Source organism: uncultured Albimonas sp. (assembly GCF_963977235.1).
GTDB lineage: Bacteria > Pseudomonadota > Alphaproteobacteria > Rhodobacterales > Rhodobacteraceae > Albimonas.
This window is the reverse complement of sequence record NZ_CAXBOD010000030.1, coordinates 33,455-55,559: the sequence shown is the minus strand read 5'-3', so window position 1 is coordinate 55,559 and position 22,105 is coordinate 33,455. Positions and strand designations below refer to the sequence as shown.

The following is a 22,105-nucleotide window of genomic DNA, read 5'->3' as shown; positions in this document are numbered from 1 at the left end:
GCGGCGACGGCTGCGGGGGTGAAGGTTCCCGGCGCCGACGCGGCCGGAGCGGCGAGCGCGGTGACGGGCGCCGCCCAGCCCTCGGTCGGCGACGCGGCCTCGGCGGTCGGCAAGGCGGCCGACTGAGCGCCCTGCGACCCGGCGCGCCCATTGAATCGGCCCGCAGGCGGGGTCACTCTGGGCGCGCAGGGGACGGCCCTGCGGATGCAGGAGCAGGCGCATGCGGTTCGCGACGGTGGCGACGGGGGGCGTGAACGGCTACCTCGCGGTGAAGCTGGCCGAGGGTGGGGCGGACGTGGCGTGCCTTGCCCGCGGCGCCCATCTCGAGGCGATCCGCGCCCGCGGGCTGCGGCTGGTGGGCCCGGGCGGCGAGAGCGTCGGGCGGCCCAGGCTCGCGACCGACGACCCGGGCGAGATCGGTCCGGTCGACGTCGTGTTCTTCGCGGTGAAGGCCCAGGACCTCGACGGCGCGGCGCCGCTGTGCCTGCCGTTGATGGGCCCCGAGACGGTGGTGATCCCGTTCCTCAACGGGGTCGAGGCCTCGGAACGGCTGGAGTCCCATCTGGGCCGAGGCCGGGTGCTGGAAGGGACCTGCGGGATCTCGATCTTCCTCGGCGAGCCGGGGCGGCTGGACATGGCCTCCTCCTTCGCCTGGTACAAGTTCGCAGAGCGCGACGGCACCCGCTCCGAGCGGGCCGAGGCGATCGCGGCGGCGATGCGCGAGGCCGGCGTCGACGCGACCGTGCCCGAGGACATCCGCGTGGAGATCTGGCGCAAGTTCCTGATGCTGGCGACGCTGTCGGGCGTGACGGCGGCGGGGCGGTGCTCGGCCGGGGACGTGCAGGCCTCGGAGGCGCTGAGCGCGCTGGCCAGGGCCTGCGTGGCCGAGATCGGGGCGCTGGCGCGCGCCAAGGGCGTGCCGATCCGCGAGTCGGACGAGGCCAAGGTGCTCGAGCTGATGGCGGGGTTCCCGGCAGGAATGCGCGCGAGCATGGCCAAGGATCTCGACGCCGGGCGCCCGCTGGAGGTGGACTGGCTTTCCGGCGCGGTGGCGCGGCTGTCGGCGGCCGAAGGGCTGGAGGCGCCGGCACATCGCACGCTCGCGGCGGTGCTGGCCCCCTGGCGGCTGGGACGGCGCGGCTGAACGAACGGCGAGGAGGCGCCCCGCGGGCGGGCCTGGGCCCGTCGCGGGCGCCGCCGATGCCGGAGCGCAGGGCGCCTCCGGCGGAGCGTCCGACTTGCCAGGACGTCCGACTTGCCAGGAGGCAGCCGCTCCGCGAGGGGACCCGACGAGGCCGACCCCGGTCGATCGGCCACGGGTCGCGCGGGCGGCGAGGGGCGGAGGCCGCCCCTCGCCGCTGGGTCACTCGGCGGGCTTGCCGCCGGCGTTCAGAACCCCCGCCTCGGGCTCGGAGAGCTTGCCCTCCGCCTCGTGAGGCTTGGTCAGCAGGCGCAGCACCAGATAGCCCGCGACCGCCGAGAGCAGGGAGCCGGCCAGCACCCCGAGGCGCACGTCGGCGGCATGCTGCACGTCCGAGAAGCTGAGCCCCCCGATGAACAGCGACATGGTGAACCCGATGCCCGCCAGCAGCGCGGCGCCGTAGAGCTTGGGCCAGGTCATCCCCTGCGGCAGCTTCACGAGGCCCAGTTTCACCGTCAGGAACGACGCGCCGAAGACGCCGATCTGCTTGCCCAGGAACAGGCCCGCGGCGATGCCCAGCGGCACCGGCTCGAGCAGGGAGGCGAAGCTCATCCCCTGCAGCGACAGGCCGGCGTTGGCGAAGGCGAAGACCGGCACGATGAAGAAGAACACGTAAGGCGTCAGCCCATGCTCGATCGAGTGCAGCGGCGAGGAGCCGTGGCGCGAGCGCAGCGGGATGAAGAAGGCCAGCAGCACGCCCGCGATGGTCGCGTGCACGCCCGACTTCAGCACCAGGAACCACAGCACCAGACCCAGCATCAGGATCGGCGCCACCCGGTGCGCGCCGCGCAGGTTCAGCCATAGCATCGCCGCCATCGGGATCAGGGCGTAGGCGAGATACTCGGGTTTCATCTCGGCGGTGTAGAAGATCGCGATGATCAGGATCGCGCCGATGTCGTCCAGGATCGCCAGCGTCAGCAGGAACACCTTCAGCGACGGGTGGATGCGGTCGCCCAGCAGCGCCAGGACCCCCAGCGCGAAGGCGATGTCGGTGGCCGCCGGAATCGCCCATCCGCTCAGCGTCTCGGGCGTCGACCAGTTCAGCGCCGCGTAGATGATCGCGGGAACCGCCATGCCGCCGATGGCGGCGATGCCGGGCAGGATCACGTCGGCGGGGTCCTTCAGCTTGCCCTCGAGGAACTCGCGCTTCAGCTCGAGCCCTACCAGAAAGAAGAAGATCGCCATCAACCCGTCGTTGATCCACAGGATCAGCGGCTTTTCGATGCCTGCGCCCGCATAGGTGAAGTCGAGATAGGCGTTGAGCGTGGTGTCATACCACTCGGCCAGCGGCGAGTTGTAGACGACCAGCGCGGCGACCGCCGACATCAGCAACAATATCCCGCCAGCGGCCTCGTGTCGGAACAATCGGTCGATGGCGCGGATGATCATGGGCGGTCCCTCTGTACTGGAATTTTCGCGTCAGGAAACCAATTTGGGATTTCAGTCCACCGTTTCAACGCGCAAGCGCCCCGCCTGCGTGAGTTTCTTCTGCGCGTTCGGTCGCGGGTGACGCTGGGTCGCCTGTCCCTGCGTCCGTTCCGTGTGCGCGCCGCTTGCCCCCGGGCGCGCAATGGGCCATTGGGTCCGTCCGGAATTCGCGCCGCAAAGTCGGCGCCGCCGGGGGGGCGGGAGGCGTTCCCCCGACGAGAAACGGGAGGAAGGTCATGAGCGAAGACCGCACCCAGGACGCGGCCCGGCAGGCTGCGCTGGACTATCACGAGTTCCCCAAGCCCGGGAAACTGGAGATCCGCGCCACCAAGCCCATGGCCAACCAGCGCGACCTGAGCCGCGCCTACAGCCCTGGCGTGGCCGAAGCCTGTCTCGAGATCGAGAAGGACCCGCTGGCCGCCGCCCGCTACACCGCGCGCGCCAACCTGGTCGCGGTCGTCTCCAACGGCACCGCGGTGCTGGGCCTGGGCGACATCGGGGCCGCGGCCTCGAAACCGGTGATGGAGGGCAAGGCCGTCCTCTTCAAGAAATTCGCCAACATCGACTGCTTCGACATCGAGGTGAACGAGCGCGACCCGCGCAAGCTGGCCGACATCGTCGCCGCCCTCGAGCCGACCTTCGGCGCCATCAACCTCGAGGACATCGCCGCTCCCGACTGTTTCGAGGTCGAGGAGCTGTGCAAGAAGAAGATGAACATCCCCGTCTTCCACGACGACCAGCACGGCACCGCCATCGTGGTGGCGGCGGCGGCGCTGAACGCGATGCGGGTGGCGCGCAAGAACTTCGAGGACATCAAGGTCGTCTCGATGGGCGGGGGCGCGGCGGGGATCGCCTGCCTCAACCTGCTCCAGACCCTGGGCGTGAAGCGCGAGAACGTCTGGCTGCTCGACCGCAAGGGCCTGATCTACGAGAACCGCGGCGACAACATGGGGGCGCAGAAGGCCTCCTACGCGCGGGCGGCCTCGGACGTCGAGGCCGGAACCTCGCTGGACGAGGTGATCGCGGGCGCGGACATGTTCCTCGGCCTCTCGGCCGCCAACGTGATGACCAGGGAGATGGTCGCCAAGATGGCCGACCGTCCGATCATCTTCGGCCTGGCCAACCCGATCCCCGAGATCATGCCCGAGCTGGCGCGCGAGGCGAAGCCCGACGCGCTGATCGCCACCGGACGCTCGGATTATCCCAACCAGGTCAACAACGTCCTGTGCTTCCCGTTCATCTTCCGCGGCGCGCTGGACGTGGGCGCCTCGGAGATCAACGAGGCGATGAAGATCGCCTGCGTGAAGGCGATCGCCGACCTGGCGCTGCAGGCGGGCTCGGCCGAGGCGGCCGCGGCCTATCAGGGCGAGCGGCTGGTGTTCGGGCCGGAATACCTGATCCCCAAGCCCTTCGATCCCAGGCTGCTGCCCGCGGTCGCCTCGGCGGTGGCGAAGGCGGCGATGGATTCGGGCGTCGCCTCCCGACCGATCGAGGATCTGGACGCCTATCGCCACCAGCTCGAGAGCTCGCAGTTCCGCTCCAGCCTCGTGATGCGCCCGGTGTTCGACGCGGCCCGCACCTCCGAGCGGCGGATCGTCTTCGCCGAGGGCGAGGACGAGCGCGTGCTGCGCGCCGCCCACGCGATGCTGGAGGAGACCACCCACAAGCCGATCCTGATCGGCCGCCCGGAAGTGGTCGCCCACCGGCTGGAGCGCTACGGCCTGCCGATCGAGGCCGGCCGCGACTTCGAGCTGGTCAACCCCGAGTCCGACCCCCGCTATCGCAGCTACTGGGAGACCTACCACCAGTCGATGGAGCGGCGGGGCGTGACCCCGGATCTGGCGCGCGCGGTGCTGCGCACCAACACCACCGCCATCGCCGCGGTGATGGTCCGCCAGGGCGACGCCGACAGCCTGATCTGCGGCACCTTCGGCCAGTATCTGTGGCACCTGAATTACGTCACCCAGATGCTGGCGACCGACGGACTGAAGCCGATCGGGGGCCTGTCGCTGATGCTGCTCGAGCGGGGTCTGGCCTTCATCGCCGACACCCAGGTCCACCCCGACCCCACCGCCGAGGAGATCGCCGAGATCGCCATCGGGGCTGCCCGCCACTGCCGCCGCTTCGGGATGGAGCCGCAGATCGCGCTGCTCTCGCATTCCCAGTTCGGCAACATGGACATCCCCTCGGGGCGCAAGATGCGCCGGGCGCTGGAGATCCTCGACGAGCAGGATCGCGGCTTCGCCTACGAGGGCGAGATGCACGCCGACGCGGCGCTGGACCCCGAGATCCGGGCCCGGATCTTCCCCAACTCGCGCATCGAGGGGGTGGCCAACGTGCTGATCCTGCCGAACGCCGACGCGGCCTCGGGGATGCGCAACGTGCTCAAGCAGATGGCCGGGGCGCTGGAGGTCGGGCCGATCCTGATGGGGATGGGCAACCGGGCGCATATCGTGACGCCCTCGATCACCGCGCGGGGGCTCTTGAACATCGCCGCGCTGGCCTCGACGCCGACCGCCTCCTACGCCTGACGGGGGCGGGGTGAGCGGGCTGCAGCTTCTCGCCTTCGTTCCCGCGGCGCTGCTGATGGCGCTGACGCCGGGGCCGTCGAACCTGCTGGCCTTCGCCAACGCCGCCACCCGGGGATGGGGGGCGGCGGTGGCGGGGGCCTTCGGGCGGCTGGCGGCCTATGGGCTGCTGATCGCGGGCGTGGCCTTCGGGCTCGGGGCCGTGCTGGCGGCCTCGGCGGGGCTGGCTGCGGCGATCAAGTGGGCGGGGGTGGCCTATCTCGCCTGGCTCGCCTGGAAACTGTGGTCGGCGCCGGTCGAGGGCGCCATGGCCCGCGCCCGGGCCGAGGCCGGGCGCCCGCGCGGCCTCGGCCCGCTGGCGCGGCGGGAGTTCCTGACCGGCATTGCAAACCCCAAGGCGCTGGTGTTGTTTACGGCGTTCCTGCCGCAGTTCGTGCAGGCGGGGGCCGCGTGGGGCTTCGCCGCGCAGTTGCTGGCGCTGGGCGCGGTCTATCTGGTCTGCGAGCTGGCCGCCGCCGCGACCTGGGCCGGCGCCGGCGCCCTGCTGGGCGCGGGCGGCATGAGCCGGGCGCGCCGGCGCGCGGTCAACCGCGTCTCGGGCGGGCTGCTGGCGCTGGCGGCGCTGCTGCTGGCGCGGGCCGGGCGGGCCGTCTGACGGGGTCGCCGCCCGGACATGAGATGGATCAAGGCGCGCCCCCCGGGGCCCGCGTCATGAGGAGGCCGGATCGCGCGACGCGGTCCGCGGGGATGCGCCAGGCGCGTCCGTTCGGGGGCGGAGAGGAGCCGCCCCCTCGACGGCGGAGGGTCGGGCGCAGGGCGGCGCCTCGGCCTCCGCCCCGCCCGCGGCCGAACGGGGACGCGGGCGGAGGGCAGCGACCCGCGCGCGCGACCGGCGCGGCGGGCGAGACGGGAGGAAGCCATGGGCTACCGCGAGACCTATGACGCCTGGAAGGCGGACCCCGAGGCGTTCTGGATGCAGACCGCAGAGCTGATCGACTGGGTCGAGAAGCCGACCCGGGCGCTGGATGACGCCAACGCGCCGCTCTACGAATGGTATGTCGACGGGGTGATGAACACCTGCTGGAACGCCGTCGACCGCCATGTCGAGGCCGGCCACGGCGCGCGCACGGCGATCATCTGGGACAGCCCCGTCACCCGGACCAGGCAGGAGATCACCTACGCCGCCCTGCGCGACCGCGTGGCGCGGATGGGCGGCGCGCTGAAGGCGCGGGGCGTCGAGAAGGGCGACCGGGTGATCATCTACATGCCGATGATCCCCGAGGCGCTGGTGGCGATGCTGGCCTGCGCGCGCATCGGGGCCGTGCACTCGGTCGTCTTCGGCGGCTTCGCGGCCCATGAGCTGGCGGTCCGCATCGACGACTGCAAGCCCAAGGCGATCCTGGCGGCCTCCTGCGGGATCGAGCCGGGGCGGATCGTCCACTACAAGCCCCTGCTCGACGGCGCCATCGCGCAGGCGGCCCACAAGCCCGAGTTCACCGTGATCGTGCAGCGCGACGCGGAGGAATGCGAGCTGACCCCGGGGCGCGATTTCGCCTGGCACGCCTTCCAGGCCGGGGCCGAGCCGTGCGGCTGCGAGCCGCTGAAGGGGACCGATCCGCTCTACGTCCTCTACACCTCCGGCACGACCGGCCAGCCCAAGGGGGTGGTGCGTCCCAACGCGGGCCATGCGGTGGCGCTGACCTGGTCGATGAAGAACCTCTACGCGGTCGACGCCGGCGACGTGTTCTGGGCGGCCTCGGACGTGGGCTGGGTCGTGGGCCACAGCTACATCTGCTACGGGCCGCTGCTGGCCGGCTGCACGACGGTGGTCTTCGAGGGCAAGCCGGTGGGCACGCCCGACGCCGGGACCTTCTGGCGGGTGATCTCGGAGCACAAGGTGCGCTCGTTCTTCACCGCCCCGACCGCGTTTCGCGCCATCAAGCGCGACGATCCCAAGGCCGAGCACCTGGCGCGCTACGACGTCTCGTGCCTGAAGCACCTCTATCTTGCGGGCGAGCGGGCGGACCCCGACACGGTCAACTGGGCGGCCGAGAAGCTGGGCGTGCCGGTGATCGACCACTGGTGGCAGACCGAGACGGGCTGGTGCATCGTGGGCAACCCCGCGGGGCTGGAGCTGCTGCCGATCAAGGTCGGCTCGCCGACCGTGCCGATGCCGGGCTACGACGTGCAGGTGCTGGACGAGGACGGCCGCGAGCTGCCTGCCGGGACGCTGGGGTCGGTGGCCGTGAAGCTGCCGCTGCCGCCGGGCACGCTGCCGACGCTGTGGAACGCCGAGGACCGCTTCCGCAAGAGCTACCTGGAGCGCTTCCCCGGCTATTACGAGACCGGCGACGCGGGGATGATCGACGCCGACGGCTACCTTTGGATCATGGCGCGCACCGACGACGTGATCAACGTGGCCGGCCACCGCCTGTCCACGGGGGCGATGGAGGAGATCCTGGCCTCGCATCCCGACGTCGCCGAATGCGCGGTGATCGGGGTGGCCGACGAGCTCAAGGGCCAGCTTCCGATGGGCTTCGTGTGCCTGACCAAGGGCGTGAACCGGCCGCACGAGGAGATCGTGAAGGAATGCGCGGCGATGGTGCGCGAGGAGATCGGGCCGGTGGCGGCCTACAAGCTTACGGTGGTGGTCGACCGGCTGCCCAAGACCCGCTCGGGCAAGATCCTGCGCGCGACCATGGTCAAGATCGCCGACGGCGACAGCTTCAAGACGCCGGCCACGATTGACGACCCCGCGATCCTCGACGAGATCCGCGGCGCGGTGAAGGACCTGGGCTACCCCCAGGCGAAGGCCGGGGCCTGAAGGCGCGGCCCCGCCGCAGGGGGGCTTCACAGGCGAGGCGCCGGGCAGGGCGCGACAGGGAAGGCACGGCGGGGCGGGGTCTCGGCGTCCCTTTTGCGTTGCGCGGGAGGCGGGCGTCGGGCGCAGGCGGCGGGCCGGTCACCCGGCGCAGGACCGGGGACGCCGCCCCGGGCACGGCGTCCCGGGGCGCTGGGCAGCGCCGCGGGGGCGCGCTAGATCTGGGGGCCCATCCGCCAGGCAGGAGCGTGAATGACCCTCGAGCCGATCCGCCCGCGCGCCGCCGTCTCGGCCCGGGACCTCTCCGGCGCGCCGCGCCCGGGGCCCGACCGGGCCTCGGACCACGACCGGGCGCCCGACATGTCGGTGCCTGCGCTGCTGTGGGCCTGGGACATCTTCCCCGACGGTCGGGCCGAGGCGGTCCCTCCCGCGCAGGCGCACCGTCCGCTCGCCGAGGGCGCGGCCTGGCGCTGGACCCATGTCGACGGGCACGCGCCGGGGGCCGAGGCGTTCCTCGCCGCCGGGGGCTGCGGCCCGCTGTCGGACATCATCGCCGAGGCGCTGACCGAGACCGACACCCGCCCCCGCGCCCAGTCGGGCGGCGACGGGGCGCTGGTGTTCCTGCGCGGCGTGAACCTGAACCCGGGCGCCGATCCCGAGGACATGATCTCGATCCGCATCTGGGTCGAGGAGACCCGCGTGATCACCGTGGTCCTGCGCCGGCTGATGTCGGTGGCGGCCCTGCGCGACGACCTCGAGGCCGGGCGCGCCCCGGTCCGTCCGGGCCAGTTCCTGACCGAGCTCGCCGAGGGGCTGGCCGCGCGCATGGCGCCGGTGCTCGATGCGCTCGACGACCGGGCCGACGACATGGAAGACCGCGCCGCCGAGGCCGCGCTCGGCGAGATCGACCCCGTCGACCCCCGCCAGGCCCGCCGGGAGCTGGCGGAGCTGCGCCGAACCGGGATCGCCCTGCGCCGTTATCTCTCGCCCCAGCGCGAGGCGCTGGTCGACCTGCGCCGGATGGGCGCCGCGCCGTTGAACGACGTCGACCGCGCCGAGCTGGCCGAGATCGGCGACCGCATGACCCGCTATGTCGAGGACCTCGACGCGATCCGCGAGCGCGCGCTGGTGCTGGCCGAGGAGGCCGCGGCGCGGGCGGCGGAACGCTCGACCCGGGCGATGTACGTGCTCTCGATCGTCACGGCGGTGTTCCTGCCGCTGGGGTTTCTCACCGGGCTGCTGGGGGTGAACCTGGGCGGGCTGCCGGGGGCGGACTCGCCCTGGGGCTTCGCCGCCTTCGTGGGCATGCTGGCGCTGGTGGCGGGGCTGGAGCTGTGGCTGATCCGCAAGCTGCGGCTGCTGTGAGGGCGGCGCGCCCCCGCCTCCGGCGCCCTCGCCTCTGGCGGCGAGGCCCCCGCGCGCCCATGTGAGGCGCGAGGCCCCGCCGCCCGCCCGCGGCCCCCAGGAGGAGATCGCCATGCGAGAGGAAACCACCCCCCGGGGCGTGCTGGAGCACTGGACCCCCGAGGAGGTCGCCGTCGCGATGAGCGCCGGCGAGATCGTGCTGGTCGACGTGCGCACCCCCCAGGAATACATGTTCGAGCATATCGAGGGCGCGCTGCTGATGCCGATGGCCTTCTTCACGCCCGCCGGCCTGCCGGTGGACGGCTCGAAACGGGTGGTGCTGCACTGCGGCTCGGGGATCCGCTCGGCGCGCATGGCCACCGCCTTGTTCGAGGCGGGGGCGCAGCGGGTGGCCCATATGGAGGGCGGCTTCGGCGCCTGGAAAAGCGCGAAACTGCCCTTCATCGGCACGGACATGGCCACCGGCGCGCCGAAGCGCTCGGGCGGCTGACCGGCCTCGGCGCGCCCCCGGCGCTGGGGCGCGCGCCGAACCCGGGTCGCGGCACGCCACTTGCCGCTTGCCATTTCCCGTTGACGTTGCGACAATTCCCGACCAGCTGCGACTGGGGGGACCAAATGCGACCTGCAAGACAACGGATCGCCGCGAGCCTGCTCGTGGCTGCAGCGGCCCTCGCGCCGGCTGTCGCCTCGGCGCTGGTGCATGTCGAGATCGGCGACGCCGGCTCGACCTTCGCCACCGCGCAGGCGGTCGACGCGAGCACGCTGACCGGCATCTCCGGCACGCTGGGGGAGGGGGGCAACGACCTCTACGTCTTCGTCCTGAGCGTGCCGACCTACGTGAGCGTGGGGAACCTGTCGCCGGACGTGAGCCTGAACGAAAGCTACGACGCGTTTGACATCGGGTTCGGGACGGAAGCGACCCCCCTGGAATATTGCTTCGACTGTTTCTTCGAATACAGCGGTCCGGGCTTGTTCGCCTTCCAGAACGTTCTGGTGGGACCGGGGACCTATTACCTCGGCATCGTGGACACAGACACTTTCGGGGGCTCTGCGCTGGAGGCCTACAGCTTCGACGTGATCCTGTCCGAGGCGCCCGCGAGCGTGCCGCTGCCCGGCGCCGCCGGGCTGGCGGTGCTGGCCCTGGGCGCGCTGGGTCTGGCCGCCCGTCGCCGCAGGGGCTGAAGGCCTCCCCGCCGGGGCTCTGCCGAAAGCGACGCGAGGGCCCGGCGCGATGCCGGGCCCCTTGCGCGTTCGGCCCCCCCGCGCCGGGCGCTGCGGCGCCCCCTCCCGCCGGCCGGCGCCCGCGGCGTCCGGGCCGCTTTTCTTTTTCGCCCGGAGGTGACAGAGGGAAGCGCCAACCGAGGTCCCGGGCAGGAGGCTCCCATGGAGATTCGCGAGGCATACACTTTCGACGACGTGCTGCTGGTTCCGGGGGCTTCCGAGGTCCTGCCCGCGACCGCCGACCTGCGCACCCGCGTCACCCGCGAGATCGAGCTGAACCTGCCGTTGCTCAGCTCGGCGATGGACACGGTCACCGAGGCCGAGATGGCCATCGCCATGGCCCAGGCCGGCGGGCTCGGCGTGATCCATCGCAATCTCGACGTGCGAACCCAGGCCGATCAGGTTCGCCGGGTGAAGCGGTTCGAGAGCGGGATCGTCTACAATCCCATCACCCTGCGTCCCGACCAGACGCTCGCCGACGCGCGCCAGATGCAGGCCAGTTTCAAGATCACCGGCTTTCCCGTCGTCGACGAGCGTGGCCGCCCGGTGGGCATCCTGACCAACCGCGACATGCGCTTCGTCGAGGACGAGACCACCCCCGTGAGGGTGATGATGACCCCCGAGGAGAAGCTGGTCGTGGGCCGCGAGCCGCTCGACGCCGAGGCCGGCCGCCGCGCCATGCACGAGCGGCGCATCGAGAAACTGCTGGTGGTCAACGCCGAGGGTCGCCTCTCGGGCCTGATGACGCTCAAGGACCTCGAGAAGGCGGTCGTCCACCCCCGCGCCTGCAAGGACCCGCTGGGCCGCCTGCGGGTGGCCGCGGCGACCACGGTCGGCGACGCGGGCTTCGAACGCTCCGAGGCGCTGATCGACGCGCATGTCGATCTGATCGTGATCGACACCGCGCACGGGCATTCGGCCTCGGTCGCCGAGGCGGTGACGCGGATCAAGAAGCTGTCGAACGCGGTGCAGGTGGTGGCGGGCAACGTCGCCACGGCCTCTGCCACGCGGGCGCTGATCGACGCGGGCGCCGACGCGGTGAAGGTGGGGATCGGTCCGGGCTCGATCTGCACCACGCGGATCGTGGCGGGCGTGGGCGTGCCGCAGCTGACCGCGGTGATGGACTGCGCCGAGGAGGCCGACCGCCACGGCGCGGTGGCGATCGCCGACGGGGGCATCAAGTTTTCGGGCGATCTGGCCAAGGCGATCGCGGCGGGGGCGCATTGCGCGATGGTGGGCTCGGCGCTCGCGGGCACCGACGAATCCCCCGGCGAGGTGGTGCTGTGGGAGGGCCGCTCCTACAAGGAGTACCGCGGCATGGGCTCGGTGGGCGCGATGGCCCGCGGCTCGGCCGACCGCTACTTCCAGAAGGAGGTCTCGGCCGAGAAGCTGGTCCCCGAGGGGATCGAGGGCCGGGTGCCCTACAAGGGCTCGGCCGCGGCGGTGGTCCACCAGCTTTCGGGCGGCCTGCGGGCTGCGATGGGCTACACCGGCAACCGCACCATCGACGAGATGCGCAAGAACTGCAATTTCGTCCGCATCACCAACGCCGGCCTGCGCGAGAGCCACGTCCACGACGTGCAGATCACGCGCGAGAGCCCAAACTATCGCATGGGATAACAGACAGATACGTCTGTGATCGGTTCCCGCCCTGGCAGCACAGGGCGGGGACAGGCGGCGAGCGGCAGGGTTCTGCAGATACGGCTTGGATACAGTCCAACGGGCTGTATCGGGTGAGCTGATCGGCTTCTTCACTCTCATCAACCCGGAGGCGCGGCTCGGGCAATACGCGTGCGCGCCTGATCGCCCTTGCCGGGATAGTCTGCGTCCGGTTTCGCCTGAGAGACAGGTTCTGGGGCCGGAGATCCGGTCTTTGACACTGAACCGCGCCCGGTCTGCCGGAGGCTCCAATCCCTGAGCAGGATGGAGCCCGGAGCAAGACGCCGAACAAGCTTTTCCCTGAAGTCCGCGAGCGTGCCGCGCGTCTGGTGCTCGAGAACGAGGGCCGGCACGGCTCGCGCTGGCAGGCGATCGTTTCGATACAGGAGATCGGCTGCGCGGCGCAGACGCTGAACGCGGGGGTCAAGCGGGCGGAGGCCGACGGCGGCCGCCGCGTTGGCCCCCGCCGAGATGGGCGAGAGGATGAAGGCGTTGGAGCGGGAGACCCGCGAGCTCTGCCAGTCCACCGACATCCTGCGCAAGGCCAGCGCGTCGTGCGCTCAGACGGAGCCCGACCGCCGGTCGAAGACATGATCGCCGTCATCGACGATCACCGGGCGTAGCATGGGGTCGAGCCGATCTGCGGGATCCTGCCGAGCGCCCCTTCCACCTGTTGCGACCACCCAATATCTGTCCATTCGCTCAACCGAGCGACTGGCCGGGACGATCAACGGCCTGTTCAAGGCCGAGGTCATCCACCGGCGCGGGCCTTGGCGCAGCTTCGAGGCGGTGAAGCGCGCCACCCTCGAATGGGACGACTGGTACGACAACCGCCGCCCGCGGGAGCCTGTCGGCAATCAGCCGCCAGCCGACGCCGAAGCCGCATTCTGCACCGCGCGGGAAACCCGCGACGTGGCCGCATAGCCAACGCGTGTCAGCCGCCGGCAGACCCGGCGCGGTTCCGACCCAAACCGGCGGCGCCGGCCGGGGCCCTCGCAGCGCCGGGTGTGGACGTCCTGCGCGGGCGATGGCCCGCGCAGGCGCCTCGGCTTCGGGTTCAGATCCCGAGGACGCGGTTGCGCTGGCGAACGAACGTGCCCTCGAAGGCGCTCATCATGCCGCCGCTCTTGCGCAGGAACGCCTGATAGCTGTCGTCGATCCGCGCGGCGATCTCTGAGTGCTCGCGCAGTTCGGCGAAGGCCTCGGTCGAGGCCTCTCCGAACGCGTCCCAGAGCTCGTCGTTGAACTCCCGGACCTCGACGCCGTGCTCGTTGACCAGCTTCGTCATATAGTCGCCGTTCAACGCCACCAGCTCCTCGTAGGAGTTGGCGTTTTCCTCCATGCAGGCGGCGCGGATGACGTCCTTCTCCCACTGGCTCAGGCTGCCGTACCACGAGGCGTTCATGCCCAGGGCCGCCGCGGTGCCCGGCTCGTGCATGCCGCCGGTGTAGTAGTAGCGCGCGGCCTCGTAGAACTTCATGAAGTAGTCGTTGTAGGGCCCGATCCACTCCGTCGCCTCGATCGTGCCCGAGGCGAGGTTCTCGTAGATCTGGCCGCCGGGAAGCGAGACGGTCGAGACGCCCAGCTTCGACATCACCACGCCGCCGAGGCCGGGGATGCGCATCTTCAGCCCCTTGAGGTCGTCGGTCGAGTTGATCTCCTTCTTGAACCAGCCGCCGGCCTGGGTGCCGGTGTTGGAGCACAGCTCGGTCTTCACGCCGAAGGAGCCGGCCAGCTCGTCCCACAGCTCCTGGCCGCCGCCGTATTTCACCCAGGCGTTCAGCTCGGAGGCGGTCATGCCGAAGGGCACCGTCGAGAAGTAGACGTAGGCCGGGTGCTTGCCGGTGAAGTAATAGTCGCTGGCGACATAGGCCTGGCTGTTGCCCGAGGCGACCTCGTCGAGCACGTCGAAGGCGCCCACGCGCTCGCCGGCCGCGAAGTAGGTGGTCTGAAGCTGGCCGTTGGACAGATCGTTGATGCGCTGCACCAGCCGCTGGACCGAGATGCCGATCCCCGGAAAGTCCCGCGGATACGCCGAGACGATGATCATCTCCTTGCGGCTCTGGGCGATGGCCGGCGCGGCCAGGGCGCCGCCGACGCCGGCGACCGCCGCTCCGGTCAGAAAAGTCCTGCGCTTCATGGTTCTTTCTCCCTAGTGATCGACCGGCGCTTTTTCGGCCGGCCTCTTTTGATTCGTTCGCCTACGTTACCATCGACGCCGCACGGGGGAATTTCTTACAAGACGCGCTCGAACCCGCGCCGTCCTCACTCCCCGCGCTGTCGCCAAGGGCCCGCGCGTCGCCGGCCCCTCCGCAGCAACTCCGATGTCAGCGCGGGCGGACGCGGGATATCGAAGCGCGGCTCTGCCGCGGTCCGCCTGGGAAGACCCTGTGAGGGCTCTTGAGGCCTCCGGTCGCAGCGAGGCGACCAGGCGGGATGCGACCGCCAGCCTGCCTGCTTTCAGGCAGTTCCCGATCCACGGACGGATCGCGGTGACCTGAACGGAGCCTCAGTGCAGGCAGCTCCCCGCCGGTCGTCTCCAGATGGAACGGAGTCGGGCACTCGCCACTGGACGAACAGGCGAGATCGACGCCTGCCGCACCGAGGCGCAGCGACGGGTTGGCCCGGGCGACGCGGCGCTCGGCCGGCGCGGCTTGCGGCATCGATGGCGCGCCGCCGGTGGGCCGCCGCGCTGTCCCCGGCATGGGATGCGGCCGCAGATTGTGCGGATCACGCTCCGCCTTGAGGCCGGCGTCCGCTTCCTCCAGCCGACGCCCCGGACGCGAGGGCCGGTTGGGCGACGCGCCCGGGCTATGACGCCGCGCGCGACAGGCGCGACTGGGCGTCGTAGTCCGCGACCGCCGATCCCTCGGCGCGGAGGACGTGTTTCGTCACCTTCGCCGTGGGCGTGCGGGGAAGGTCGGCCATCACCCGGACGTAGCGCGGGACCATGAAGCGCGGCATGCGTTCGGCGGCGAAGGCGATCAGGTCGGCCGGATCCAGCGCCTGGTCCGCACGGGGAACGACCGCGACCATGACCTCGTCCTCGCCGAACTCGCTGGGGACCGGGTAGGCGGCGACCTCGGCGACGGCGGGATGGGCGGCGATCTCGCGCTCGACCTCGAAGCTGGAAATGTTCTCGCCGCGTCGCCGGATCGCGTCCTTGCGCCGGTCGACGAAGAAATACAGGCCGTCGGCGCGTCTGCGGAAGGCGTCGCCGGTGTGGAACCAGCCGTTCCGCCAGGCCGCGGCGGTGGCCTCGGGGTTGCGGTGATAGCCGCTGCACAGCGCCCAGGGCTGGGTGGTGCGGATCGTCAGCTCGCCGACCTCGCCCTGGGGGACTTCGCGGTCGTGCTCGTCGACAAGGCGCAGCTCGACGCCCGGGCGGGGCCGGCCGCAGGCGCCGAGCTCGGTGGGGTTGAGATCCGAGATCAGGGGCGTGGAGATCTCGGTCATGTTGTAGACCGTGTAGACCTCGACGCCGAAGCGCGCGGCGAAGGCGCCGATGTCGCCGGTCAGGGGGATGATCACCGCCACCCGCAGGCCATGCGTGCGGTCGGCGGGCGAGGGCGGGGCCGACATCAGGAACGGGGTCATCGCGCCCATCAGCCCGACCACCGTGCCGCGGGTCCGGCGCACCGCGTCCCAGAACCCCTCGGTCCGGAAGCGGCGGACCATCGCGATCGAGGCGCCGCGGATCACCATGGCGTAGATGCAGGCCGTGCCGCCGATATGAAACAGCGGCAGGGTGATCATGAAACGGTCGTCGTCGCGCACGTAGGCCCAGCTCTCCGGTCGGCAGAGCGCGTGCAGATGCGCATAGGACGAGAGCACCGCCTTCGACGGGCCGGTTGTGCCCGAGGTCATGATAACCGACTGCACGTCCCAGGGCTCGATCGGGCGCGCGAGGGGCACGAGCGTCTCGGGGTCGCCCGTCAGCGCCTCGGGGCCGAGCGCGCGAAGGCCCGGCGGCGCCGCGACAGGCGCGCCGAGGGTGACCAGCGTGCTCAGGCCGGCGCGGTCGATCTCGGCCAGGCGGGGGACGAGCGTGGGATCGGCCACGATCACCTGCGCGTCCGAAAGCGCCACCGCGTGGGCCAGCAGGCCGCCGCGGTAGTCGAGGTTCAGGGGCATGTAGACCGCGCCGAGGTAATTGATCGCGAACCAGACGCGGATCGCGTCGAGCCCGTTGGGCAGCCAGCTCAGGACGTGGTCGCCCTGCGCGACCCCCAGCGCCTGGAGCCCCGCGGCGGTGGAACGGGTCAGGCGCAGCATCTCCGCCCAGGTCACCTCGGGCGCGTCCTCGAAGGTCGCGAACACCGCGTCGGGGCGCTCGCGCGCATGGCGTTCCAGCAGGTCGCGCAGCACGCAGTCGGCGGCGTCGGGCAATTGCGCGTCGCTCATCTTTCGGCTCCTCCCATGGGCGTTCCGGGCTCTGGCGGCCGGGCGTTCTGGGCAGAATAGCCGGGCGGGCAGGGCGCCGGCCCCCCTCGGTTCCGAGGGGGGGGCGACGCGTCAGGCGGTCATGCCGCCGTCGACGCCCAGCACCGCGCCCGTGACCAGCGAGGCGCGGTCCGAGAGCAGCCACAGGCAGGCCTCGGCCACCTCCTCGGGGGCGCCGAAGCGGCCGTTGGGCTGGCCGGCCTCGAGCGAGCGGCGCGCGCGGGGGTCTTCCGCGACGCCGGCCATCATCGGGGTCTCGATCACGCCGGGGCAGACGGCGTTGATGCGCGGGCCCTGGCGGGCGAACTCCAGCGCGGCCGAGCGGGTCAGGCCGATCACCGCGTGCTTGCTCGCGCAATAGAGGGCCATGCCGCGCACCCCCCGCACCCCGGCGGCCGAGGCGATGGTGACGATCGAGCCGCCGCGCCCCTGCGCCTGCATCCGCGCGATCGCCACGCGCAGGGCGATCCAGGCGCCGCGAACGTTGGGGGCGAAGATCTCGTCGCAGGCCTCCTCGGGGGCTTCAAGCAGGCCGCGGTAGGGCTCGGGCCGGGCGGCGCAGTTGACCATGCCGTCGAAGCGGCCATGCCGCGCGAGGATCAGGTCGGCGGCCGCCTCGACCTGCTCGCGGCGGGCGACGTCGACGCCGATCCCGACGGCGCGGTCGCCGCAGGCGGAGGCGAGAGCGCGCGCGGCCTCGGCCTCGAGGTCCGCGATCACCACCCGTCCGCCCTCGCGCAGGATCCCGAGCGCCGTCGCCCGGCCGATCCCCGAGGCGCCGCCGATGACCAGGACCGCCCGTCCCTCCAGCAGACCGCTCATGCCTGGGCCTCCGCCATGGCGGTCTGGACGAAACGCGCGCCGTCGGCCAGCGCCGTGCTGCCCTCCTCCAGGACCGGCCAGTGCAGGTGCCAGACGTGGATCATGCGCGGCCAGACCTGAAGTTGCGCGTCCACGCCGGCGGCGAGCAGGCGCAGGTGCAGGCGCGCCACGTCGCCGAAGAACACCTCCCGGTCGCCCGCCTGGATCAGCGTGGGGGGCAGTCCGGAGAGATCGGCGAACAGGGGGGACGCGCGGGGATCGGTTGCCGGGGCGCCGCCCAGGTAGCGGGTCGCGTGCCAGTCGGCGACCTCGCGCGAGAGCAGCGGATCGAGCGGGGCCAGCAGATCGAACGCCTCGTCGCCGCTGTCGAGATTGGGCCAGGGCGACAGCGCCAGCAGCGCCGCGGGCAAGGGCGCGCCGCGGTCTCGCAGCGCGGCGGCGGCGGCGAAGACAAGGTTGCCGCCGGCGGAGTCTCCGGCGAGCGCGAAGGGACCCTCCATCGCCTCGCAGGCCGCGACCGCGTCCTCGAGGGCGGCGGGGAACGGGTGCTCGGGCGCGAGGCGGTAGTCGAGCGGGATGACCTCTCCCCCCAGCTCGACCGCGAGCCGGCCGGCGAGATGGCGGTGGGAGGCCGGCGAGCCGGTGACGAAACCGCCCCCATGCAGGTAGAGCACGCGCGGACCCTCGCCCGCCTTCAGCCGCTCGGCCGGGCGGCCGGCGAGCTCCGTGGCGTCGATGCGCAGCCCGGGCGGCGGGGCGTAGACGTCGGCGAAGGCCTCGATCCGGCGCCGGGCCGGCGCGGGGTCTTCGGTCAGTTCGAACGGGCGCGCGCGCAGTGCGGCGGCTAGACGTTCCAGTTCGGTTGCGGGCATTGTGCCTCCCATGGTCGCTTCTTCTCGGTCGACGTCACACGGCGATAGCACGCAGAATCCGGGACGCCCCCCTCGAACCCCGCAGGAGAACCCGGCGGGCGGGCCCCTTCGCGCCCTGGTCGAGGCGCTCGCCGCGATCGACCGGGCCGAGACGCTCGAGGCCGGCCAGGCGGGCCTGCAGACCATCGGCCAGTCCCTCGGCCTGCCGACGCTGTCCTGGGCGCCCGACGTGGCGCGCCCCGACTTCGACCGGCACATGGACGCCTTCATGCGCCGCGCCGGCTGGTCGGACGAGGTTCTCTCGCTGTGGTGGAACCGGGCGATCATGCTCAAGAGCCCGCTCTACATCCGCTGTCGGACGGGGGCGGAGCCGTTCGTGACCGACCTGGACGCGCGCATCCCCTCGCGCCCCTCCGAGATCCCGCGCCTGACCGGGCTGATGCGCGACATGGGCCTGCGCGCGCTGATCACCGCGCCGGTGCACCTGCCGCGCGGGCGCATCGCCATGGTGACCTGGGGCGGCGGGCTGACCAAGGCCGAGGCGCGCGAGGCGCTGGGGTTCGCGCGGCCCTATCTGCTCGCCGCCGCGCACCTGTTCATGCGCGTCTACCTGGCCGAGACCGCCCGCTTCCCCTCCAGCGCCGAGGAACTCGCCCGCCTGACCCCGCGCGAGCAGCAGTGCCTGCGCCTGACCGCGCAGGGCCACCGCGAGGAGCAGGTGGCGGGCATGCTGGGCCTGCGCGCGACCACCGTGCGCTTCCACCTCGACAACGTGGTGCGCAAGCTGGGGGCCGCGAACCGGGTGCATGCCGTGGCCCTGGGCGCGCAGCTGGGTCTGGTCGGCCCGATCGACTGAGCCTGCGGGTTTCGAGGGGACGCGTGCCGCGGCGTCCCTGCTACCTCCTTGGCCGACCGCGGCGGACCTCCGCCGAAGGTCGATCGCGAGGCGGCCGCCAAAAGGCCGCCCGGACAGGGAGGATCGGAGATGATGACCGCACTGCGCCGCTCGGCGCTGCTTGCCGCGCTGGCTGTCGCGGCCATGCCTGCGGCGGCGGAGGAAATCCGCTACGCGACGGGCTTTCCGCCCAATTCGACCGGCGACAAGGCCGCCCAGACCTTCGCCGAGGCCCTGGCCCGCGAAAGCGGCGGCGCGCTGACCGCCAAGGTCTACGCCGCCTCGCTGCTCAGCTTCTCGGAGCTTTCGGGCGGGCTGCGCGAGGGGATCGTCGAGACCGGCGCCCTGATCGGCCCCTACTTCCCCACCGACTATCCCAGCAGCAACGTGCTGGGCGAGCTGGTGATGCTGTGGGCCGACGCCCCGCTGGGGTCGCGTCCGGCGCTCGCCTGGACCGGGGCGATGACCGAGTTCATCGCGCTGGAATGCGACGCCTGCCAGGCGGAGTTCCTGGCCCAGAACCAGGTGTTCACGGTGAACTCGTCGACCGGCTACTCGCTGATCTGTTCGCGGCCCGTCGAGACGGTCTCGGACCTCGCGGGGCTGAAGATCCGCGCCGCCGCGCCGGCCTGGTCGCGCTGGGCGGCCAGCGTCGGGGCGATCGGCGTCACCGTGCCCACCTCCGAGCAGTTCGTGGCGATGAGCCAGGGGGTGCTGGACTGCACGATCTCCAACCCGGTCGAGCTGGTCGACCTCGGGCTGGCCGAGGTGGCCAAGGCCGTGGTCTCGGACTACCCGGGCGGGGGCTTCGGGACGGCCTCGATCCACAACGTCGGGGCGGACTTCTGGGCCGGGCTGGACGCGGCCGGGCGCACGGCGCTGCTGAAAGCCTCGGCCGCCGGGGCCGCGGCGCTGACCTGGCGCTACGAGGAGAAGGGCGCGGCCGCGGTCGAGGCGGCGGCGGGGATGGGGGTCGAGGCCGGCCCGCCCTCGCAGGAGATGGCCGCCCAGGCCGCCGCCTTCGCCCATGCCGACGCGGACGCCGCCGTCGCCGCCTATGCCGAGCGCTTCGGCATCTCCGGCGCGGAACAGAGCGCGGCGCGCATGCAGGCCCTGTTCGCGCGCTGGCTGACGCTGGTCGAGCCGGTGGACTCCGAGGCGGCCTTCGCGGCCCTGCTCTGGGACGAGGCGCTCTCGCGGATCGACGTCGCCGCCTACGGCGCGCGTCCCTGACCTCGCGGGGCCGCCCGACCGGCGGCCCCGCGCCACAAGACGAAGGAGACCCAGCATGGACACAGGCTTCCGGATTGCGGTGATCGGGGCGGGCGCCTCGGGCATCATGGCGCTGATCCGGCTGGCCGAGGCGGGCTACGAGGATGTGGTCTGCTTCGAGAAGGCCGACGATCTCGGCGGCACCTGGCGCGACAACCGGTATCCGGGCGTGGCCTGCGACGTGCCCAGCCACGCCTACCGCTATTCCTTTGCGCCGAACCCGGACTGGACCCATGTCTGGGCGACGGGCGAGGAGCTTCTGGCCTATTTCCGCGAGGTGGCCGAGCGGCGCGACGTGGTCCGGCGGATCCGCTTCGGGCATGAGGCGCTCTCGGCCCGGTTCGAGGACGGACGCTGGCGGCTCGAGACCTCGCAGGGTCCCCAGGGCGCCTTCGACGTGGTGGTGACCGCGACCGGGGTCCTGCACCATCCCGTCGTCCCGGAGATCGAGGGGCTGCAGGATTTCCGCGGCCGCGCCTTCCACACCGCCCGCTGGCCGGAGGACGAGACGCTGGAGGGCAAGCGCGTGGCGGTGATCGGCAGCGGCTCGACCGCCACGCAGCTGGTCGGCGCGGCGACCGGGCGCACGGCCCGCCTCAGCCTGTTCCAGCGCACCGCGCAGTGGATCCTGCCGCTGCCCAACAAGGAGATCCCGCCCGAGCGGCGCGAGGAGTTCCGCGCCGACCCCGAGGCGCTGGCCGCCGAATACGACAAGCTCAACCGACGCCAGGTGGAGCTGTTCGCCGCGGCCATCGTCAACGAGAATCCCGGCGCCTACGCCAAGCTGGTCGAGGCTTGCGAGGCGCATGTGGCCACCGTCGCCGACCCCGAGCTGCGCGCCCGCCTGACCCCCGACTACCAGGTCGGCTGCAAGCGGCTGGTGATGTCGAGCGAGTTCTACGAGGCCATCCAGCGCCCCAACGCCGAGCTGGTCGTCGATCCGATCCGGCGCATCCTGCCGGGGGGGATCGAGACCGAGGACGGCGTGGTGCGGGAATTCGACGTGATCGTGCTCGCCACCGGTTTCGACACCCACCGCTTCTTCCGGCCGATGCGGGTCGAGGGCCCCGGCGGGGCGACGCTCGACGAGGCCTGGGCGGAGGCGAACCGCAGCTACCTGACCGTGGCGACGCCGGGCTTTCCGAACTGGTTCATGATCGGCGGTCCCTCGAGCCCGATCGGCAACTTCTCCTGGCTGATGACCGCCGAGACGCAGTTCGACTACATCCTCGCCCTGATCGGGCGGGTGGCCCGCGGAGAGGCGCGCGCGCTGGCGCCCCGCGCCGAGGCCATGGACCGTTTCGAGGCCGCCGCGCGCGAGCGGGTGCAGGACACCGTCTGGGCCAGCGGCTGCCGCAGCTGGTACATCGACCGCAACGGCCACGTCGCCTCCTGGCCCTGGACCTTCGAGCGTTTCGCCGACGTCCTGCGGGCTCCGGACTGGCGCGACTTCGAGGATGTTCTCGCCCCCGTCGAATGACGCGCGCCGCGGAGGGGTGCAAAAAATAAAACCGACTGGACGGTTTTATTATTGAAGCGCGGCGGCCCGGACGGCATCTTGCGGGCCGACCGAAGCCG

Annotated in this window: 16 protein-coding genes, 1 pseudogene and 1 other annotated feature; of the genes and pseudogenes, 12 read left to right on the top strand and 5 right to left on the bottom strand. The window is 71.9% G+C overall.

Features of this window, described 5'->3' with window-relative positions:
• The first annotated feature begins 220 nt into the window (after positions 1-220).
• Entirely contained in the window at positions 221-1,144 is a 924-nt protein-coding gene (locus AAC134_RS14360; RefSeq protein WP_339949792.1) for a 2-dehydropantoate 2-reductase, read from the top strand.
• 219 nt (positions 1,145-1,363) lie between these two features.
• Here the strand turns inward: AAC134_RS14360 and nhaA are convergent, their stop codons facing one another.
• Positions 1,364-2,590 carry a Na+/H+ antiporter NhaA gene (gene nhaA, locus AAC134_RS14355; protein WP_339949791.1) on the bottom strand — a complete coding sequence of 409 codons (1,227 nt, stop codon included), beginning with the start codon at positions 2,588-2,590 and terminating at the stop codon, positions 1,364-1,366.
• Between the two features lie 275 nt (positions 2,591-2,865).
• On the opposite strand from nhaA, the gene AAC134_RS14350 reads away from it, so the two are divergent.
• The 8 genes and pseudogenes from AAC134_RS14350 (at position 2,866) to AAC134_RS14315 (ending at position 13,147) form a co-directional block, all read left to right on the top strand.
• Complete coding sequence (locus AAC134_RS14350; RefSeq protein ID WP_339949790.1) at positions 2,866-5,160, top strand: NADP-dependent malic enzyme; 2,295 nt, start codon at positions 2,866-2,868, stop codon at positions 5,158-5,160.
• A 10-nt stretch (positions 5,161-5,170) separates the two neighbouring features.
• The gene (locus AAC134_RS14345; protein ID WP_339949789.1) at positions 5,171-5,812 is read left to right on the top strand and encodes a LysE family translocator; all 642 of its coding nucleotides are present in this window, start codon (positions 5,171-5,173) and stop codon (positions 5,810-5,812) included.
• Between the two features lie 264 nt (positions 5,813-6,076).
• The gene (locus tag AAC134_RS14340) at positions 6,077-7,981 is read left to right on the top strand and encodes a propionyl-CoA synthetase (protein WP_339949788.1); all 1,905 of its coding nucleotides are present in this window, start codon (positions 6,077-6,079) and stop codon (positions 7,979-7,981) included.
• A 249-nt stretch (positions 7,982-8,230) separates the two neighbouring features.
• Positions 8,231-9,343 (top strand): CorA family divalent cation transporter, encoded by a 1,113-nt coding sequence (locus AAC134_RS14335; protein ID WP_339949787.1) that lies wholly within the window; start codon positions 8,231-8,233, stop codon positions 9,341-9,343.
• A gap of 112 nt (positions 9,344-9,455) precedes the next feature.
• Positions 9,456-9,833, top strand: a complete 378-nt coding sequence (locus AAC134_RS14330; protein WP_339949786.1) for a rhodanese-like domain-containing protein — start codon at positions 9,456-9,458, stop codon at positions 9,831-9,833.
• Positions 9,834-9,997: 164 nt separating this feature from the next.
• The gene (locus tag AAC134_RS14325; RefSeq protein WP_339949785.1) at positions 9,998-10,525 is read left to right on the top strand and encodes a PEP-CTERM sorting domain-containing protein; all 528 of its coding nucleotides are present in this window, start codon (positions 9,998-10,000) and stop codon (positions 10,523-10,525) included.
• Positions 10,526-10,726: 201 nt separating this feature from the next.
• Positions 10,727-12,184 carry an IMP dehydrogenase gene (guaB, locus tag AAC134_RS14320; RefSeq protein ID WP_339949784.1) on the top strand — a complete coding sequence of 486 codons (1,458 nt, stop codon included), beginning with the start codon at positions 10,727-10,729 and terminating at the stop codon, positions 12,182-12,184.
• 290 nt (positions 12,185-12,474) lie between these two features.
• Positions 12,475-13,147: pseudogene (locus AAC134_RS14315) on the top strand (hypothetical protein).
• Positions 12,772-12,888, top strand: a sequence feature (AL1L pseudoknot). It overlaps the preceding pseudogene by 117 nt.
• Before the next feature lie 133 nt (positions 13,148-13,280).
• On the opposite strand, the gene AAC134_RS14310 reads toward AAC134_RS14315, so the two are convergent.
• From AAC134_RS14310 to AAC134_RS14295, 4 genes are all read right to left on the bottom strand, one after another.
• Positions 13,281-14,363 carry a TRAP transporter substrate-binding protein gene (locus tag AAC134_RS14310; protein WP_339949783.1) on the bottom strand — a complete coding sequence of 361 codons (1,083 nt, stop codon included), beginning with the start codon at positions 14,361-14,363 and terminating at the stop codon, positions 13,281-13,283.
• Between the two features lie 671 nt (positions 14,364-15,034).
• The gene (locus AAC134_RS14305; RefSeq protein WP_339949782.1) at positions 15,035-16,627 is read right to left on the bottom strand and encodes an AMP-binding protein; all 1,593 of its coding nucleotides are present in this window, start codon (positions 16,625-16,627) and stop codon (positions 15,035-15,037) included.
• 111 nt (positions 16,628-16,738) lie between these two features.
• Complete coding sequence (locus AAC134_RS14300) at positions 16,739-17,488, bottom strand: glucose 1-dehydrogenase (protein WP_339949781.1); 750 nt, start codon at positions 17,486-17,488, stop codon at positions 16,739-16,741.
• A complete protein-coding gene (locus AAC134_RS14295; RefSeq protein ID WP_339949780.1) occupies positions 17,485-18,360 on the bottom strand; it encodes an alpha/beta hydrolase in 876 nt (291 codons plus the stop codon). The genes AAC134_RS14300 and AAC134_RS14295 overlap by 4 nt, the downstream gene beginning before the upstream one ends.
• 10 nt (positions 18,361-18,370) lie before the next feature.
• On the opposite strand from AAC134_RS14295, the gene AAC134_RS14290 reads away from it, so the two are divergent.
• From AAC134_RS14290 to AAC134_RS14280, 3 genes are all read left to right on the top strand, one after another.
• A complete protein-coding gene (locus AAC134_RS14290) occupies positions 18,371-19,216 on the top strand; it encodes a LuxR C-terminal-related transcriptional regulator (protein ID WP_339949779.1) in 846 nt (281 codons plus the stop codon).
• Between the two features lie 129 nt (positions 19,217-19,345).
• Positions 19,346-20,488, top strand: a complete 1,143-nt coding sequence (locus AAC134_RS14285; protein ID WP_339949778.1) for a hypothetical protein — start codon at positions 19,346-19,348, stop codon at positions 20,486-20,488.
• A gap of 55 nt (positions 20,489-20,543) precedes the next feature.
• Complete coding sequence (locus AAC134_RS14280; RefSeq protein ID WP_339949777.1) at positions 20,544-22,007, top strand: NAD(P)/FAD-dependent oxidoreductase; 1,464 nt, start codon at positions 20,544-20,546, stop codon at positions 22,005-22,007.
• The last annotated feature ends 98 nt before the right edge of the window (positions 22,008-22,105 follow it).

Bases quoted from the DNA above. Each gene is read 5' to 3' on its own strand.
- AAC134_RS14360 (WP_339949792.1), top strand. From the start codon at position 221: ATGCGGTTCGCGACGGTGGCGACGGGGGGCGTGAACGGCTACCTCGCG.
- nhaA (WP_339949791.1), bottom strand. From the start codon at position 2,590: ATGATCATCCGCGCCATCGACCGATTGTTCCGACACGAGGCCGCTGGC.
- AAC134_RS14350 (WP_339949790.1), top strand. From the start codon at position 2,866: ATGAGCGAAGACCGCACCCAGGACGCGGCCCGGCAGGCTGCGCTGGAC.
- AAC134_RS14340 (WP_339949788.1), top strand. From the start codon at position 6,077: ATGGGCTACCGCGAGACCTATGACGCCTGGAAGGCGGACCCCGAGGCG.
- AAC134_RS14335 (WP_339949787.1), top strand. From the start codon at position 8,231: ATGACCCTCGAGCCGATCCGCCCGCGCGCCGCCGTCTCGGCCCGGGAC.
- AAC134_RS14330 (WP_339949786.1), top strand. From the start codon at position 9,456: ATGCGAGAGGAAACCACCCCCCGGGGCGTGCTGGAGCACTGGACCCCC.
- guaB (WP_339949784.1), top strand. From the start codon at position 10,727: ATGGAGATTCGCGAGGCATACACTTTCGACGACGTGCTGCTGGTTCCG.
- AAC134_RS14310 (WP_339949783.1), bottom strand. From the start codon at position 14,363: ATGAAGCGCAGGACTTTTCTGACCGGAGCGGCGGTCGCCGGCGTCGGC.
- AAC134_RS14305 (WP_339949782.1), bottom strand. From the start codon at position 16,627: ATGAGCGACGCGCAATTGCCCGACGCCGCCGACTGCGTGCTGCGCGAC.
- AAC134_RS14300 (WP_339949781.1), bottom strand. From the start codon at position 17,488: ATGAGCGGTCTGCTGGAGGGACGGGCGGTCCTGGTCATCGGCGGCGCC.
- AAC134_RS14295 (WP_339949780.1), bottom strand. From the start codon at position 18,360: ATGCCCGCAACCGAACTGGAACGTCTAGCCGCCGCACTGCGCGCGCGC.
- AAC134_RS14290 (WP_339949779.1), top strand. From the start codon at position 18,371: ATGGTCGCTTCTTCTCGGTCGACGTCACACGGCGATAGCACGCAGAAT.
- AAC134_RS14285 (WP_339949778.1), top strand. From the start codon at position 19,346: ATGATGACCGCACTGCGCCGCTCGGCGCTGCTTGCCGCGCTGGCTGTC.
- AAC134_RS14280 (WP_339949777.1), top strand. From the start codon at position 20,544: ATGGACACAGGCTTCCGGATTGCGGTGATCGGGGCGGGCGCCTCGGGC.